This window comes from Enterobacter sp. ENT03 (genome assembly GCF_019218745.1).
In the GTDB taxonomy this organism is placed as follows: Bacteria; Pseudomonadota; Gammaproteobacteria; order Enterobacterales; family Enterobacteriaceae; genus Enterobacter_D.
This window is the reverse complement of sequence record NZ_JAHUXA010000029.1, coordinates 20,355-33,261: the sequence shown is the minus strand read 5'-3', so window position 1 is coordinate 33,261 and position 12,907 is coordinate 20,355. Positions and strand designations below refer to the sequence as shown.

Sequence of the window (12,907 nt, the reverse complement as noted above, 5' to 3'; positions counted from 1 at the left end):
TCCACTGCATAAATCTACGTCACAGGCTGCAAGCCTGAGGCCGGGTACGGCATGTGGACTGCATGGCAGAAAGAACCGGCCGGTTCTTTGTGCACGGGAAGCATAATACAAGGCCGGGTAAGGCGTAGCCGTCACCCGGCGAAACCACATCACCACATCCTACCGTAGGCCGGGTAAGGCGTAGCCGCCACCCGGCGCAACCTTACACCCCTTTGCGTTTCGGCAACGTCTTCATCAGCTCTTCCGGGCTGACCGACGCCACGACGCTGCCCGGATGCGGCATTTTCAGGATATGTTTTTTGATCTTGCCCACCACGTGCATCTCGCACGGGCGGCAGTCGAATTTCAGGGTTAACACTTCATCGCCATGCACCAGCTGCATCGGCGTTGCTTTCCAGCTCTTGATCGACCCTTTCGCCTGTTTCGGGCACAAGTTAAACGCAAAACGCAGGCAGTGTTTGGTGATCATCACCGGCACATCGCCCTTCTCTTCGTGCGCCTCGTAAGCGGCATCGATCAGCTGTACGCCGTAGCGATGATAAAACGCGCGTGCTTTGGCGTTATACACGTTAGCGAGGAACGACAGATGGGTTTCCGGGTACACCGGCGCGGGTACGGCCACCGGTTTACGGCTGCCGCGCTGATAGTTTGCCAGCCGGGCGTCATCCAGTAGCTCAATGGTTTCCCGGCGCAGCTGATTTAACAGGCTGTTCGGCACAAACAGCGCGCCTGGCAGGTTTATCTGAATGTCCCGCGCGTAATACCGTGTCTGGCCTAATTTTGCCAGGCCATCCTGCAACTGGCTCAACGCTTTGTCGGCGTTATTGGCGTCGTCGAACTGGCCGTCCAGCGTATGGGTGACGCTGATACCGTCCTCACAGGTGACGGTGAGGATCAGCTGTTCCTGCCAGCCGCCCAGTTCAATATCCACCGCGATGCGGCGTTCGCTGGAGGTTTTGGTCAGCGCCTGCTGCCAGTTATGGTCAAGGTTGCGGTTCAGCGCGGTATGCGGTTTCACTTTATGCAGATCGGCTGGCATCTCGTTCGGGAAGACGCGATAACGATTTTCGGCGGTTTTCTCCACCGTGTTTGCGCGGAAGCCGACAATCTCACGCTTGATCATCACATTCAGGCCGTCGCCATTTGCCAGCGGCTCTGTCACTTCCACATCCAGATGATCTTTACCGACGCGCAGCACTTCCCCCACCGGCAGGCCGATAAATTTCGGTGAATCAAACGCGCCGATGTCTGCTTTACGGGCATTCACAAAATAGTCGGTGCTGCCACGGTGGAAGGTTTTGTCGGTGGACGGAATGAAAAAGTGCTCGGTACGCCCGGCAGAGGAGCGCGCCAGGTCGCCGCGATCGTCAATAATGGCATCGAGCATCTGACGATAGTGCGCGGTGATGTTTTTCACGTAGCTCATGTCTTTGTAGCGCCCTTCAATTTTGAAGGAGCGCACCCCGGCATCGATTAACTGCCCGAGGTTGGCGGTCTGGTCGTTGTCTTTCATCGACAGCAGGTGTTTTTCATAAGACACCACGCGGCCCTGATCGTCTTTCAGGGTATAAGGCAGACGACAGGCCTGCGAGCAGTCGCCGCGGTTGGCGCTGCGCCCGGTCTGCGCGTGGGAAATATAGCACTGGCCGGAATAGGCCACGCACAACGCGCCATGAATGAAGAATTCAATGGTGGCGTCAGTGGCCTGATGAATGGCCTTGATCTGCTGGAGGTCGAGTTCACGCGCCAGCACGATCTGGGAGAAACCCACGTCCGAGAGGAATTTGGCTTTTTCCACGCTGCGAATATCACACTGGGTGCTGGCGTGCAGTTCAATGGGGGGAATATCGAGTTCCAGCACGCCCATGTCCTGGACGATCAGCGCATCGACGCCGGTCTGGTAGAGGTCGCTGATCAGCCGTTGCGCCGGTTCGAGTTCATCATCATGCAGAATGGTGTTCAGCGTCACAAACACTTTTGCGCCATAGCGATGGGCAAACGGCACCAGTTTCGCAATGTCCTGCAAACTGTTGCTGGCATTGTGGCGGGCACCAAAGCCGGGGCCGCCGATATACACCGCATCCGCGCCGTGAAGAATAGCTTCGCGGGCGATGTCGGTATCACGGGCCGGGCTTAATAATTCAAGATGATGGGATTGCAGGCGCATACGGTCGTCGTTATCCAGGATGGTCAAAATGGCCGCTATTGTAGTGAGAATAGCCCACAGACCAAAACATTTTCCACGCCTTAGCCGCGGCTTTTTTCTGTCGGGTAGTGGATCAGCGAATGAAAGTGCACGGTCTGCGCGCTGCTGTTGCGATAGGCATGGGGTTTATCTGCGGCAAATCGCAGGCCGCTGTTGGCGCCAATCGTCTGCCACTGCCCGTCGAGACACATCTCCAGCAGGCCGCTGATCACCACCACATGTTCAATCACACCGCGTTCGTGCGGCGTGGATTCGCTCAGCGCGCCGGGGGCGAGCGTGATGGAGAACAGGTCAAAGTGCAGCTGCGCGTCCCACGGAAACAACGGCGTGATGACCATCGCCTGTTGGTCGGGATCGTACGCCTGGGGGGTAAGCGTGTCGGGGGCGGCGATAAAAGTCGAGAACGGCACGTTGAGGCCGGTGGCGATTTTCCACAGCGTCGCCACCGTCGGGCTGGATTCGTTACGCTCAATCTGGCCGAGCATTGCCTTTGAGACGCCGGTTTCTTCCGCCAGGCGTGACAAACTCCAGCCCCGCGCCTGGCGCAGGCTTTTCAGCGTACCGGCCAGATACTGTGTCAGATCCATCGTTTTCTCCTGGTGAACATCACCTTCACTTGTACGTTATAGCGCACAATGATAATTTACGCGGACGCTATAACGCACAGGGGCCATTATGCGTCCGTTCTCTTTTCCTCTACCCGCAGTACTCGCGGGCTTTGTTGCCGTGCTGGTGGGTTATGCCAGCTCCGCGGCGATTATCTGGCAGGCCGCGTCTGCCGCCGGTGCCAGCGACACGCAGATCGCCGGCTGGATGACCGCGCTGGGCCTCGCGATGGGCGTCAGCACGCTGGCATTGACGCTATGGTACCGCGTCCCGCTGCTCACTGCATGGTCAACGCCCGGCGCGGCACTGCTGGCGACCAGCCTGCATGGCGTCAGCATTAACGAGGTGATAGGCGTATTTATCTTCGCCAATGCGCTGATCCTGCTGTGCGGCCTGACCGGACTCTTCGCGCGGCTGATGAAAATCATCCCGCATTCGCTGGCTGCCGCCATGCTGGGCGGCATCTTACTGCGTTTTGGTCTGCAAGCCTTCAGGAACATTGAGGGACATTTATTATTGTGCGGCACGATGTTGCTGGCATGGGTGCTGGGTAAGGCGTTTGCGCCCCGCTACGCCATCGTCGGCACGCTGCTGGCAGGCATTGTGGCGGCATGGGCTTCTGGTGACGTTGTCACATCCGGGTTGCATTTTAGCCCGGTGCTGCCGGAATTTATTGCCCCGGAGTTTACCCTCACCACACTAATCAGCATCGGTATTCCCTTTTTCCTCGTCACTATGGCGTCGCAAAACGCGCCGGGCGTGGCGACCTTCCAGGCGGCGGGCTATCAGGTTCCCGTTTCACCGCTGATGATTTTTACCGGCGGGTTAACGGTGTTGCTGTCGGGGTTCGGCGCGTTCTCGGTGTGCATCGGGGCGATCAGTGCGGCGGTCTGTCTCAGCCCGGATGCGCATACGGACGCCAGTAAACGCTGGCTGGCGGCCATCGCCGCCGGGGTGTTTTATCTGCTTGCCGGGATTTTTGGCAGTTCGATTACCGCGCTGATGACGGCCTTGCCGGTGAGCTGGATCCAGACGCTGGCGGGACTGGCGCTGCTCGGCACCTTTAGCGGTAGTCTGTATCAGGCGCTGGCGCATCCGCATGAACGTGACGCGTCTATTGTCACCTTTCTCATCACCGCCAGCGGCATTACGCTGCTCGGTATCGGTTCGGCCTTCTGGGGATTAATTATCGGCGGCGCGTGCTACGCCCTGCTGTCACGGGTGGCGCGCACGTAGCTGTGACGGTGTAATGCCGGTGACGCTTTTAAAGCGATTGCTGAAATGGCTGGCGGAGTTAAAGCCGCAGGCCAGCGCAATCTCCGTCAGGGAGTTATTGCTGTAGCGCACCAGCTGCTCGGCCTGTGCCATGCGGCGCTGCATCACATACTGGTGCGGTGCCAGCCCCATCGACTGGCGGAACATGCGCGCAAAATGGAATTCGCTTAATGCCGCCTCGGCGGCGAGATCCGCGAGCGTCAGCGGTTGCGCGAGGCTGGCGTCAATGTAGGCGAGGACGTTACGCAGCACCGACGGCGACAGCCCGCCGGTGACGGTCGGCAGCCGCCAGCGCACGTTACTGTAATGTTGCACCAGATGGGTTAACAGCAGCGTCGAGGCCGTGCTGAGGGTCAGCTGATTCGCCTGCTGCTGCCAGTCGCAGCCCAGCAGAAAATGGCGGTACAGCGTGGTGATCTGCGCATCTTCGCCAAACGTTTGTTCGTTCAGGGTTAACGACGCCGGACGGCGATCCCAGATCTGCTCGCTCACCGTGCCCAGGTGCGCATCGGTGCAGTAGAGGTGCACAAATGACAGGTTATCGCGAATATCCCAGCTTGATTCGCTGTCGGTCGGCATCAGGCAAAAACGATCAGGCCCACCGCCGTTTTTCCAGCCGCCGGAGGTTTTGTGATAGCTCTCGTAACCATTGTCGATATACAGGCTCAGCGTGTGGTGATCGCAATACTGGGTGATGTTGTCGCGCGTATTTGACCAGGCCGCCAGCTGCATACCGGTATTCAGCGCCACCGAATCGTGCAGCACCGCGTTGTGATTGCGCAGATTTTCAAATGCCCGATAAATTTCCGCCATAACGCCGCTTAACAAATGATTAACCAGAGGCGCAGTTTACCCGCCTTCCCTACGACTTGTCCCGCCAGCGGATAAAAAAGCGCAAGATTTTGCAAGTTGAGCGCAAAGGGGTGCAAGCCATGGGTGACGTAGCGCGCCAGAATCAGCCGCAGGTCAATCGAGCAGAGATGAAATATGAACGCATTATTGTATTGCCTGGTGGTGGTGATTTGGGGCACCACGTGGATCGCCATTTTCTTACAACAGGGCAGCGTGCCGGCACCGGTGTCCATCTTCTGGCGCTTTGCGCTGGCGACGCTGGTCATTATGACGGCGCTGACGGTGTTCCGTCGCCTGCGGCCGCTGACACGACGCGATCATCTGTTTTGTCTGTTGCAGGGCGGTTGCGTGTTTGGCTTTAATTTCTGGTGCTTTTATACCGCGGCGGGGTGGATCAATACCGGTCTGGAATCGGTGATCTTCTCCATGGCGGTACTGTTTAACGGCATCAATAGTTTTCTGTTTTTCGGCAACCGGCCACCGGCCCGTTTTTACCTCGCCGCCGTGCTGGGACTGTGCGGTATCGTCGCCCTCTTCTGGCACGATCTGGTCGCCACCGACATGAGCAGTACGTTGTTGATGGGTATTGGCTTGTCGGCCCTCGGTACGCTGGGGTTTTCGCTGGGCAATATGGTCAGTCTGCGTCATCAACGTAACGGGCTGGAAACCATGACCACCAACGCCTGGGCGATGCTCTATGGCACGATGATCATGGGCGCGATTGCGCTGATACGTGGCGATGATTTTACCCCGGACTGGACGCTCTCGTACCTCGGCGCGCTGGTTTATCTGGCGCTGTTTGGCTCGGTGATCGGTTTCGGGGCGTACTTCACGCTGGTCGGGCGCATCGGTGCCAGCAAAGCGGCCTACAGTACATTGCTGTTTCCGCTGGTCGCCTTGACGATTTCAACGCTATACGAAGGTTACGTCTGGCATCTGAATGCGGTTTGTGGGCTGGCGCTGATTCTGGTGGGGAATCTGGTGATGTTCACCCGTCCGGAAAACTGGTTCAGCGGCAGGCGGTGGCGGATAAAACAGGCGTGAAAAAAGTGCGCCACCCGGAGGTGGCGCAGGTGATTATTTTTTGTTTACGTCAAACATGGTGGCGTCGGTCGCCATGTCGTCAACCACCTGTTTTAAGGTTTCGACGGTCATTGGCGTGCTTTCGTTATTCAGATCTTTCCCTTCGCCCTTACGTACCACTTTCAGCACCGGTTTATTGGTGGTGGCGTCAATCAGCTCGCCTTCAAAAAAGAGGTTTGTGTCCATGGTGCGGTGGCCGGTGGCGGCTTGTGTGCCGGCAACCACCAACGCCACAGGCACCACTTCATAGAACTGCAGACCTTCTTTACTGGAATTCACACCGGTGATCGCACCGCGGAAAATCAGGCTGTGCGCGCCCGGCGTTGTCACCAGCGGTTTGCGCTGTGCAGCCGCTGCTTTCAGTTTGCTGTTAGTGTAATTCAGCAGGCCGTCCAGCGTCTGCTGGCCAATCTGTGAGGTGGGTTTAGCTACCGGATAGTAGGTCACCGGATTGTAGACAATGCTGTCGTACTTATTGGGATCAAAATTCGGAGCTACCCAGCGCAAGACAGGTTTGCCTGATGCGGAGGTCGTTTGCTGCAAGCCAGAATAATCTTTCAAAAACCCGGAATAGTTTTCAGGTTGCGCCACTTTCGACGCACAACCAGCCAGGGTGAGCAGGCCGGTAAGCACTGCAACTTTAAAAAACGTAGGATTACGCATAAAGGGATTCTCTGTAAGTGCACATATGCATATGAAGTTATAGCAAATAAGTTGGGTGAGTGTTGTGACTAAAAGAGGGGTGGTGCACATTTCAGGCAAAGAAAAACCCGGTCTGTTGCCGGGCTTGAGTTGTTATGACGTTTTACGCGCCAGTAACGTGGCAAAACGCAATTTAATGCGATTGCCGTTGACATCAGTGCGGTGTAATTCACCTGGATTTTCGTTGTATTTCAGGATCTCCCAGCCGTCGTAATAATCACGCAGTTCCCCTTCTTTAAAGGCAAACGGGAAGCCGACGGTGCACGGAAAATCGGCGGTATCCATCGCAGCGACGATCAGGTTATATCCCCCCGGCACGGTGCAGCGCTGCATATTGGCGATAAGCCCCGGAATGGTCTGCGGCGCCAGAAACATCATCACCACCGTGGATAAAATAAAATCGTATTGGCCGTCGAAAGTCAGGGTGTTGAGATCGTTAACGGCAATATCGAGGTTATCCAGCCCTTCTGCCGCTTTAATGGTTTGCAGATTATTTATGCTGTTGGGATTTTTATCCCATGCCGTTACGTCAAAGCCTTTCGCCGCCAGCCAGACGCTATTGCGCCCGTTGCCGCAGCCCAGATCGAGCGTTTTTCCCGGCGGAATAATCGCCGCCGCTTCCAGCACTTCTGAATGGGTACGAGTCAGGCCGTATTTCTCAGTAAAATAGTTTTCATCACGAGTGGTCATTATTTATCCTTCGATGTTATTAACAGTGCCGGGTCAACGCGGGTCAGTAATTTGCCGCTGAATAATAAGTGCAGCGTGTTGATCGCCAGCAGCACAATGATCAGGTTACAGAACACAAACAGCGGCAGCGCCAGCGTAGGGAAAAAGCCCGTACTCGCGCTGTGCCCAAGATGTAAGCCGGTGGTGGCGAGCGCCGACACGCCGAACGAGAAGCTCCAGAAGCTCGCGTTAAAAGGCTGCGACAGATACCAGGGGATCAGCCGCAGCATAAACAGCAGTTGCAGCAGGCCATAACCAAACAGCATTTTGGCGAAGGTATCCGCTTCACCGCCGTTAACGCTAAACCAGGCGCTACAGGCGACCAGCGCCGGGGCCAGCTGAATGCCGAGCGAGGTACGCATGGCGACGGGCAGCTCCCCTGCGCTGCGCAGGCGGTGGAGGATCGCCGGTTCAAGACTCAACCAGGAAAACACCCCTGCCCCTAAAAACACTAACCCGGCGTCATGAAATCCGAGCGCGCCGCAGGCCATAGCGCTGATAAAGTTATTCGCCACCGTCGGCAAATACAGCCCAGGCGTGGTGGCCTCCTCAGGATGAAGTCCCCGCCATAAACCGGCGGATTGCCAGGCGGCATAGGTCAGCTGAACCGTCACGCCGGTGATAAACAGTCCCAGCGCCAGCGGCCGCCACCAGGGCACCATGCCGATGGCAACCAGCATCGTGGTGGCCGGAAACAGGCTGACGAAACTGCTCTGCGCCGGATGGCGCATCTCCGCCAGTACGCTGTACGGATAGCGCACCAGACGCCACAAGAACGCCAGCGCCAGCAGCGCCCAGATAAGCGTCGCCAGCAGAACCATCCCGTCGCCAATAATAGGGCTGACCGGCCAGAGGGTGGCGGCGTAGCGCCAGGCAAAGCCCATGCCGATGATCCCCAGCACCATCCCGAAATAACCCGCGGGCAAATGCAGCACTTTTTTGCTAACCATTTGTTTACACATTTAGTTGAATATTTAAATGATATTTGAAATGCATTTTATGGAAATTCGCCGCCGATAGCCAGTCGCGTAAATTTTGCTACGCTGAGTGAAGGCTTCTGCGGAATAACCATGATGAATAAATATCGTCTCAGCGATGAGTGCCGCACGTTCAGCTATCAGGACGGCGTGGAAAAGCGCAGCATCACCCTGCGCCAGATTATAGCCCTCAGTGATTTTAATGATGTGACGGCCGGAACGCCCGGCGGCTGGATCGATGATGAAAGCGTGCTTTCCCAACAGGGTGATTGCTGGATCTACGATGAAAACAGTCTCGCCTTTGATGGCTCTCAGATCCGCGATAACGCGCGGATCACCGGGCCGTGCGTTTTGCGTCATAACGTGCAGATTAGCGATAACGCCTGGGTGGACGCCGCAGAAATCAGCCACGGCGCAAGGCTGTGTGGCAGCGTGCTGGTACAGGCATCAACGGTGCGCGGCGACGGCGATATTGCCGATGAGGCGCGGGTGCTCAACGGCAGTGAAATCATCGCCGCCCGCGGCATGACGCCCGACGCGCATCAGCGGCTGCGTATTTACCAGCGTGCGACGGTGAGCCGTTCGCGCGTGGTGCATCAGGCGCAAATTTACGGTGACGCCATCGTTAACGACGCCTTTATCGAGCACCGCGCCGAGGTGTTTGATTTCGCCCTGCTGCAAGGCAACGCAGAAAATAATGTCTGGGTGTGCGACTGCGCCAAAGTTTACGGTCATGCGCGGGTGGTTGCCGGGAGTGAAGAAGATGCGATTCCGACGCTGCGCTACAGCGCGCAGGTGGCGGAACATGCCGTGGTGGAAGGCAACTGCGTGCTCAAGCATCACGTGCTGGTCGGCGGTCACGCGTGGCTGCACGGCGGCCCGATCCTGCTCGATAACAAGGTGGTGATCCAGGGCGAGGTAAAAATCAGCGGTAATGTGCTGATCGAACAGCAAGTGGAACTCAGCGGCACCGTCAACGTTGCGGGATCTGCTGACGGCGGTATTCATCTGCGTGGGCCAAAGGTGCTGAACGGCGCGGAGCATATTACCCGCACGCCGCTAATCGGCTCACTCTGACGGCGAATCGATAATACGCGCGTAGATATATTGATCGTCAAAGCGGCCGTTAAGGAATTCGGCCTCTTTCAGACAACCTTCGCGCGTAAAACCATTGCGCAGCGCGACCTCATTACTGGCGGCGTTATCCACCCGACATTTGATCACAAAACGGCGCACGTCCCCGCGCGCGGCGTAGAACGCCATAAACGCCTGAAGCGCCTGCGACAACAACCCCTGCCGCTGGTGATCTTCGTCCAGCCAGTAGCCGATATAGGCCGTCTTATTGGTCGGCTCAACAGAATTAAATGACAGCACGCCAACGATGCGCCCCTTCCACTTCAGCAGGAACATTTTCGCGTAGCCGCGCTGATGGAGCATGATGTTGCTCTGTGCGTTTTTCAGCGAGTCGTCTTCGGATCCGACATATTGCGGCCAGTCTAAAAACTGTTGCAGCCAGGCTTTGTTTTTCAGCACCAGCTGGTGCAATTCGGGTACATCCTGCTCGTTGATCGCGCAGAGTGTAAGGGTATCGCTGACGGGGATATGGTCGTCCGGGGTCATGGGAACTCCTGAAGGCGGGAAAAAGCCGGGTGGCGTTGACGCTGACCCGGCCTACGGTTTACAGGCGTTGAGCAGAAACGTAGGCCCGGCAAGCCTGCGCCGCCGGGCACAATCCCGGCACGCTGCCCTGTATCTCCGCCGGGTGGCGCTGACGCTTACCCGGCCTATAAACGACAAGCATCAACGCATTACGCGGTCATCGACGTAATTACGCTTGTCGGGTGCGGGGGGGAAATACTGGTACAGCCAGGTTTCGCTGATGGCATCGCCCTGACAGCGCAGGAACATGCGCATATCCACCGGATCGGTGGAATCGTTGGTCGGATACCAGTCGAACTGAATGCGGTAGCCGTCGATCGGCTCCACATAGAGGATCTCCACCTGTTTCGCTTCGCCGTTCGACAGGGTGATCACCGGCTCAATGCCCTTCGGTGCCGACGCTTTCAGATCGCCGCCAACAAAATCCACCGCGAAACGACGCGCCCACACCTGCGGGTAATGCTCGCCCGGCGCCCAGCCTTCCGGGAAGCCGCCCATGCCGGTACGGGTAGCCAGTACCCGCGCCATCGGCGTGTGCACCGGCGGCTGTGCGCTCCAGTACAGGCGGTACTGGAAGGCGAGATCGTCCCCGGCTTTGATTGGCCGCTCCGGCTGCCAGAAGCAGACGATGTTATCCAGCGTTTCGCCAGTGGTCGGGATTTCCATCAGCGCGACAGATCCTTTGCCCCACTTGTTGCGCGGCTCAACCCACAGGCTCGGACGTTTGTTATACCAGCCCATGATGTCCTGATAGTGCGAAAAATCGCGGTCCAGTTGCAGCAGGCCGAAGCCCTTCGGGTTGTCATCCTGATAGGCGTTGAACTGTAATTTCTGCGGGTTATTCAGCGGGCGGCAGATCCACTCACCGTTGCCGCGCCACATCGCCAGACGGTCAGAGTCATGGATCTGCGGGTGAATGGTGTCGCACATGCGGCGTTCGTTGTTACCGCAGCTGAACATGCTGGTCATCGGCGAGATGCCCAGCTGTTTGATGTCCTTGCGCGCGTAGAGGTGGTTATCCACCTCCATGATCACCTGGCTCTTCTCGCAGTGGATCACGAATTTGTAGGCCCCGGTCAGGCTGGGGCTGTCCAGCAGCGCATAGACCGTGAAAGTGGTATCAGTGGGTTTTGCGGTTTCAAACCAGAAAGAGGTGAAATCCGGGAACTCTTCCGGCGTGTCGGTAAAGGTATCGATCGCCACGCCGCGCGCGGATAAGCCGTATTGATAGGTGCTGTCCACCGCACGGAAATAACTCGCGCCGAGGAAGGAAACAATATCGCGGCGCGCCAGCTCCGGCGCTTTGAAGGCGCGGAATCCGGCAAAGCCCAGATCGCTCTGCCCTTCCAGTTGTTTGGTGTCCACGCCCGCGTCGTGGTAGTTGAACAGCTCCGGACGGAAATGGATCTCGCGCGCTTCGGAGGTCGCCTGATCCAGCGAGAACATGCGCACCCGGCGGCGGAAGCCCATGCCCACGTGGAAGAACTGAATATCCAGCTGGCGATCCGGGATGTTGGCCCACAAGCTGTGCTGCGCATCGTACTGAATGCTGTTGTACGCCTGCGGCGTCAGCGTGGCGAGCGTATCCGGCAGCGGCTTAGGTGTGCCAGCCCAGGCGTTTTGCGCCAGGTCATGCGCCATAGATTGCAGTACGGAAAAATCGAAGCGACGGCTCTGACCATCAGCAATGCCAGGTTCCGCAGCAAATGCCGCACGAGAGAAGAGAGAGGCGAATCCCGTGGTGCCGCACGCAGCGGCCAGGGCTATTGAGCCTTTAATAAATCGTCTGCGGTTCATGCCTGAGAAAACATCCTTCTGGTCGGGTGAATGCGTTCCGCCTTTGCAAAACAGCGGCAACAAAACGAACGCTCACTCTAGACAAAAAACCTATAGGATCCAATGCCTGGTTAACGTTCTGTCTGGCAAATCGCAGATTTTTTTATGTCGAGGGGGAATTGACTGATAAGGACGTAAAGATACGTATAAAAATCCCCCACCCGACCATCATCGGGCAGAGGAAAAAGGGATTATTTCCCGCTGACGCTGACGTCAATGCCCGGGAAATATTTTGCCGCAAGGCGTGTAATGGTGCCGTCGGCGCGCACTTTATCAATTGCCGCATCCAGCTGTTTTTTCGTTGCCTCATCGCCTTTACGCAGACCAAAACCAATGCCGCTGCCGAGAATGGTGTCGTCGGCTACCGGCTTGCCGATAAAGCCGAAGCCTTTGCCCTGCGGCTTGCTGAGGAAACCAGCCTGCCCGGCGGCAGACATCACCAGCGAGGCGTCAATCCGGCCATTAAGCAGATCCGCCCACGCCAGATTCTGATCTTTATAAGACACCACGCTGACGCCTTGCTTTTCCCAGTGCTCTTTAGCGTAGGTTTCCTGAATCGAGCCTTGCAACACGCCGACGGTTTTCCCCTTCAGCCCTTCCGGCGTGGCTTCCATACCGCTGCCCGCTTTGCCTACCAGTTGCGACGGGATACGATAAATCGGCTGGGTAAAATCAATGCTCTGCCGGCGCTGTTCGGTGATGTTCATCGCCGAGTTAATCGCATCGTATTTTTTTGCCACCAGTCCTGGGATCAGCGCGTCGAACGAGGTTTCCACCCAGCTACACTTCAGCGCTGCCGCTTTGCAGATCGCATTGCCGAGATCAATATCAAACCCTTCGAGTTCACCGCTGGCGTTGCGGCTTTCAAACGGCGGGTATTCCGCTTCCAGCCCGTAACGCAGTTCGCTGGCGGCAAAGGACGACAGCGAGCAGAGCATACCCATTCCCAGACAGAGTGCTTTCAGTTTCATCATTGACGCTC

12 protein-coding genes are annotated in these 12,907 nt (G+C 57.2%); 3 read left to right on the top strand and 9 right to left on the bottom strand.

Annotated elements, in window-relative coordinates:
• Positions 1-202: 202 nt before the first annotated feature.
• Both KW828_RS20875 and KW828_RS20870 read right to left on the bottom strand, forming a co-directional pair.
• Positions 203-2,167: a U32 family peptidase gene (locus KW828_RS20875; RefSeq protein WP_218338166.1), complete on the bottom strand. Its 1,965-nt coding sequence runs from the start codon at positions 2,165-2,167 to the stop codon at positions 203-205.
• 80 nt (positions 2,168-2,247) lie between these two features.
• On the bottom strand, positions 2,248-2,793 hold the full coding sequence (locus tag KW828_RS20870; RefSeq protein WP_218338161.1) for a helix-turn-helix domain-containing protein: 546 nt from the start codon (positions 2,791-2,793) through the stop codon (positions 2,248-2,250).
• Between the two features lie 88 nt (positions 2,794-2,881).
• On the opposite strand from KW828_RS20870, the gene KW828_RS20865 reads away from it, so the two are divergent.
• Positions 2,882-4,048, top strand: a complete 1,167-nt coding sequence (locus KW828_RS20865; protein ID WP_218338160.1) for a benzoate/H(+) symporter BenE family transporter — start codon at positions 2,882-2,884, stop codon at positions 4,046-4,048.
• Here KW828_RS20865 and KW828_RS20860 read toward each other — a convergent pair.
• The gene (locus tag KW828_RS20860) at positions 4,028-4,900 is read right to left on the bottom strand and encodes an AraC family transcriptional regulator (RefSeq protein WP_218338159.1); all 873 of its coding nucleotides are present in this window, start codon (positions 4,898-4,900) and stop codon (positions 4,028-4,030) included. The two genes, KW828_RS20865 and KW828_RS20860, sit on opposite strands and share 21 nt — an antisense overlap.
• 174 nt (positions 4,901-5,074) lie before the next feature.
• On the opposite strand from KW828_RS20860, the gene KW828_RS20855 reads away from it, so the two are divergent.
• Positions 5,075-5,983 (top strand): DMT family transporter, encoded by a 909-nt coding sequence (locus KW828_RS20855; protein ID WP_218338158.1) that lies wholly within the window; start codon positions 5,075-5,077, stop codon positions 5,981-5,983.
• 33 nt (positions 5,984-6,016) lie between these two features.
• Here KW828_RS20855 and KW828_RS20850 read toward each other — a convergent pair whose 3' ends face one another.
• The 3 genes from KW828_RS20850 to tehA form a co-directional block, all read right to left on the bottom strand.
• A complete protein-coding gene (locus tag KW828_RS20850) occupies positions 6,017-6,685 on the bottom strand; it encodes a DUF3313 domain-containing protein (protein ID WP_218338157.1) in 669 nt (222 codons plus the stop codon).
• A gap of 132 nt (positions 6,686-6,817) precedes the next feature.
• Entirely contained in the window at positions 6,818-7,414 is a 597-nt protein-coding gene (tehB, locus tag KW828_RS20845; protein ID WP_218338156.1) for a tellurite resistance methyltransferase TehB, read from the bottom strand.
• Positions 7,414-8,403, bottom strand: a complete 990-nt coding sequence (gene tehA / locus KW828_RS20840; RefSeq protein ID WP_256350321.1) for a dicarboxylate transporter/tellurite-resistance protein TehA — start codon at positions 8,401-8,403, stop codon at positions 7,414-7,416. The genes tehB and tehA overlap by 1 nt, the downstream gene beginning before the upstream one ends.
• 123 nt (positions 8,404-8,526) lie before the next feature.
• Between tehA and ydcK the strand changes: the two genes are divergently transcribed.
• Positions 8,527-9,507 (top strand): YdcK family protein, encoded by a 981-nt coding sequence (gene ydcK / locus KW828_RS20835; protein ID WP_218338165.1) that lies wholly within the window; start codon positions 8,527-8,529, stop codon positions 9,505-9,507.
• Here ydcK and rimL read toward each other — a convergent pair.
• The 3 genes from rimL to KW828_RS20820 all read right to left on the bottom strand — a co-directional run bounded on the left by rimL (position 9,499) and on the right by KW828_RS20820 (position 12,896).
• Positions 9,499-10,050 carry a 50S ribosomal protein L7/L12-serine acetyltransferase gene (rimL, locus tag KW828_RS20830; RefSeq protein ID WP_218338154.1) on the bottom strand — a complete coding sequence of 184 codons (552 nt, stop codon included), beginning with the start codon at positions 10,048-10,050 and terminating at the stop codon, positions 9,499-9,501. The two genes, ydcK and rimL, sit on opposite strands and share 9 nt — an antisense overlap.
• Before the next feature lie 180 nt (positions 10,051-10,230).
• On the bottom strand, positions 10,231-11,886 hold the full coding sequence (locus tag KW828_RS20825) for a glucan biosynthesis protein D (protein WP_218338153.1): 1,656 nt from the start codon (positions 11,884-11,886) through the stop codon (positions 10,231-10,233).
• 230 nt (positions 11,887-12,116) lie between these two features.
• The gene (locus KW828_RS20820) at positions 12,117-12,896 is read right to left on the bottom strand and encodes an ABC transporter substrate-binding protein (RefSeq protein ID WP_218338164.1); all 780 of its coding nucleotides are present in this window, start codon (positions 12,894-12,896) and stop codon (positions 12,117-12,119) included.
• Positions 12,897-12,907: the final 11 nt, after the last annotated feature.